The following is a 3,525-nucleotide window of genomic DNA, read 5'->3' on the forward strand; positions in this document are numbered from 1 at the left end:
GCGTCATTGCGCGTCCGGGGTGGGGTGTCGCAGGGACATGAGCAGCATGCGGTCCCAGGTGGGCTCCGCCGGAGAGGTCGCCGCGAGCAGCGCCAGCGCGATGCCGGTGGCGCCCGCGAGCAGGCCCGTGTTGTCGGTCCAGCCCTCGGTGTCGTCGTCGAAGCGCTCCAGCGTCCGGAACCCGCCCACGCCCAGGCCGGGCTGCCGGTGCACGGTGAGGAGCTGCGCGAACCAGCGGCGGGCCGCGGTTTCGAAGACGGTCTCCCCCGTCGTCTGGAAGAGCCGGTTGTAGAGGTGCGCGAGTCCAGCGGCGCCATGGCAGAGGCCGCCATCCTGCACGGAGGCGACGTCGGTCCACCGCTGCGCGGACTCCCGGCAGAGCTCCAGCGCCTGGGCTTCCCACTCCGCGTGGCCCACGGCGCGCGCCAGCGTGTGCAGCCCGAGCGCCACGCCCGGATCTCCGTAGCACCACGCCGGACGGCGCGGCCACGTCAGGGGCTCGTCCTGGAGCCCCACGCGCGTGGGGAAGCGCGCGGACTCCGGGGCCTGCGCCCGCTGGGCCATGAACCACGTCCATCCACCGTGCAGCAGTTCGCGCGCGGAGGCAGCGGCGACGCCGGAGGCCACCGCGCCACCCAGGACGGTGAGCACGCCCGCGATGCCGTGCGCCATGCCCAGGTTGAAGCCGCCCTGGGGTTGCGCCTCGCGGAGCCGTGGCTCCACATGCTCCGGCGCGGTCTTCCAGCGCAGTCCAAGAGGCGTCCGTTCCGCCAGCTCCCCAAGGCGTGCGACCACCGCTTCCAGGCAGTGCCGCGCGCCAGCCCGGGGAAGACGCTCCAGGGCATAGACACCCATGCCGACCAGTCCACTCACCAGGTCGTAGCGGTGCGGCCACGGCCGCGTCTGGAGGAAGTCCCCGAGCGCGTCGTCGATGTCCGTCAGCGGATCCGCGTCAGGAGACTCGGAGGGACGCTGAACGTGCTGGACGGCCCAGGCGATGCCCGGAAAGCCATCGTAGAGGTCGGGGTCCAGCGTCTCCGAGGCAAGGGCGTCCGTGGCGCGCTCCAACAAGGCCTCCGCGGTGGCGCGATGCCGCGCGTCATCGTGGGCTTGCGCGAGCGCGTCAAACAACACGGCGCGTCCCGCGTCACCGCGTGCGAGCGAAGCCGCGAAGGGGGGCGTGGGTCGGGCGTGCGCCAGTGCTTCGACCAGGGGCCCGAGCACCGCCAGGGCTTCCGCGTGCTCGACGCCCTGCAGCAGGGGCTTCCACGGGGGCGTCCTTCGCATGTCTTCGTCCCTGCTTTCTGGAAAGAGCCGCTGGAGCTTCATTCCCTCGCAGGGGGCAGGGAAATGAAATTCGGTGTTTCGCGGTTGAGGCGGGGAACACTTGTTTGCAGAGGAAGCAGGTGTTTGACTGAGAACGCCTGACGAGGTCCGTCGGGTGTTGAAGGCAGCAGGCTGTCGGATTGTTTCCAGGTAACGCCGTCGAGCATTGCAACGAAAGGCGATGTCATGGACAAGCAGGACACCCAGAAGCCGAAGAAGCTGAGCCTGAAGCGTGAGACCGTCCGTCTCCTGTCGAATCCCGGCGCAGAGTTGAAGGCACACAAGGAGCTCACCAGCCCGTTCTGTACCGAGGGTGGTCCGAAGTGTGACATCTGATGTTCCTCACGGGCCTCCGGGTCCGTGAGTCCTTGCCGGAAGGGAGTGCAAGGCTCCCTTCCGGAACCAGCTGGGTTTGAGAAAGTCAGCGGTTCCCTTGGCCTCTCAACAGCGGCTCGTCCTGGCCATCGCCGTCCTGGCTTCGCTCGTCACGTTCCTGGACGGGGCCATCATCAACGTCGCGCTGCCCGCGATGGTCCGGGACCTGGGCGGAGGGCTCACGCTCCAGCAGTGGGTGGTGGATGCGTACCTCATCACCCTGGGCGCGCTGATGCTGGTCGCGGGCTCGCTGTCGGATGCCTTCGGCCGCAAGCGCATCCTGCGGTTGGGGCTCCTGGGTTTTGGCGCCACGTCGTTGCTGTGCGCGCTGGCGCCCACCGGAACCGTGCTCATCATCGCGCGCGGACTTCAGGGCGCCACGGGTGCGCTGCTGGTGCCGGGCTCGCTCGCGCTCATCCTGTCCTTCTTCTCCGGCCCCGAGCAGGCGAAGGCCATTGGCTCGTGGACGGGGTGGACGGGCGGTGCGTTCATCGCGGGCCCGCTGGTGGGCGGGCTGCTGGTGGACACCGTGGGCTGGCGGTGGATCTTCGCCATCAACGTGCTGCCCATCGCGCTGACCCTGATGCTGCTCGCGCGGCTGGAGGAGCCGCCCCGGCCGGCGCGCGCGCGCATCGATGTCCTGGGCGCCGTCCTGGCGTGTGTGGGATTGGGCGGTCCCGTCTATGCGCTCATCGAACAGGAGAAGGTGGGCTGGATGCACCCCTCGGTGTTGGTGTCCCTGGGGGTGGGAGTGCCGGCGTTCATCGCGTTCCTCGTGCAAGAGCGGCGCACCGCGCATCCAATGATGCCGCTGGGCCTGTTCCGGGAGCGGAACTTCTGGGTGGGCAACCTCGCCACCACGGCCATCTATGGCGCGCTGTCGCTGGGCATGTTCGTCATCACGCTCTTCCTCCAGGAGGTGGGGGGCTTTCGCGCGACGACGGCGGGCCTGGCGCTGATGCCGACCACGCTCCTCATGTTGCTGCTGTCGTCCGTGTTTGGCGGACTCTCCGGGCGCCTGGGGCCGCGCGTGTTCATGGCGGCGGGGCCGTGCCTCGCGGGCGTGGGGTTCCTGCTGATGCTCAACGTCGGCACGCCGTTGAACTTCTGGACCCAGATGCTGCCGGGTGTCCTGGTGTTCGGGCTGGGGCTGACGGTGACGGTCGCGCCGCTGACGGCGGCGGTGTTGGGCTCCATCCGCAGCGAGCAGGCCGGCATCGGCTCGGCCATCAACAACGCTGTCTCCCGGGTCGCGGGGCTCATCGCCATCGCGCACACGGGACTCATCGTGGGCCCGCGATTGGACGTCGCGGGCTTCCACCGGGTGATGCTCACCACCGCCGTCCTGCTCATCCTGGGCGGAGTCATCTCCGCCCTGGGCATCCGCAATCCGCCGCGGAAGGCATGAACGGCGGCGGCGTCAGTCCTCGCGGGGACCCATGGAGAAGTACACGGCCTCGGTCCCCAGGTTGAAGGTGTCCCCGTCCGCGATCTTCTGGCGCTTGATGCGCTGATGGTTGATCCAGGTCCCGTTCGAGGAGCCCAGGTCCTCGATGAAGAAGTCGTTGCCCACGCGCACGATGGCCGCGTGCTCGCGGGAGACCCTGCCGGACTTCACCACCAGGCTGCACGTCGGGCCGCGTCCGAGCGTGAAGCGCTCCACGTCCACCCTCGTGGCGGGACCGTCCGGTGACAGGCGGACGAACAGCTCCAGCTTCGGGGGCGCCTTGGCGACCTTCGCGGGCTCGGACCGCTTGCCGACGTCCGTGGGCACGTCCAGGACGTCGTCCTCGTCCTCCACGGGCGCAGGGACGGGGGCGGGGG

General features: G+C 69.5%; 4 protein-coding genes. 2 read left to right on the forward strand and 2 right to left on the reverse strand.

What is annotated here, in order from left to right; genetic code table 11:
- Window positions 1-3: 3 nt before the first annotated feature.
- On the reverse strand, window positions 4-1,287 hold the full coding sequence (locus D7X74_RS40520; protein WP_158622365.1) for a lanthionine synthetase C family protein: 1,284 nt from the start codon (window positions 1,285-1,287) through the stop codon (window positions 4-6).
- A 225-nt stretch (window positions 1,288-1,512) separates the two neighbouring features.
- On the opposite strand from D7X74_RS40520, the gene D7X74_RS43365 reads away from it, so the two are divergent.
- Window positions 1,513-1,662: a hypothetical protein gene (locus D7X74_RS43365; protein WP_158620516.1), complete on the forward strand. Its 150-nt coding sequence runs from the start codon at window positions 1,513-1,515 to the stop codon at window positions 1,660-1,662.
- Window positions 1,663-1,759: 97 nt separating this feature from the next.
- Complete coding sequence (locus tag D7X74_RS40525; RefSeq protein WP_120538272.1) at window positions 1,760-3,109, forward strand: MFS transporter; 1,350 nt, start codon at window positions 1,760-1,762, stop codon at window positions 3,107-3,109.
- A 12-nt stretch (window positions 3,110-3,121) separates the two neighbouring features.
- Here the strand turns inward: D7X74_RS40525 and D7X74_RS40530 are convergent.
- On the reverse strand, window positions 3,122-3,525 hold a 404-nt coding region (locus tag D7X74_RS40530), incomplete at its 5' end, for an FHA domain-containing protein (RefSeq protein WP_147446876.1).

This window comes from Corallococcus sp. CA047B (assembly GCF_003612065.1).
Classification (GTDB): Bacteria; Myxococcota; Myxococcia; order Myxococcales; family Myxococcaceae; genus Corallococcus; species Corallococcus praedator.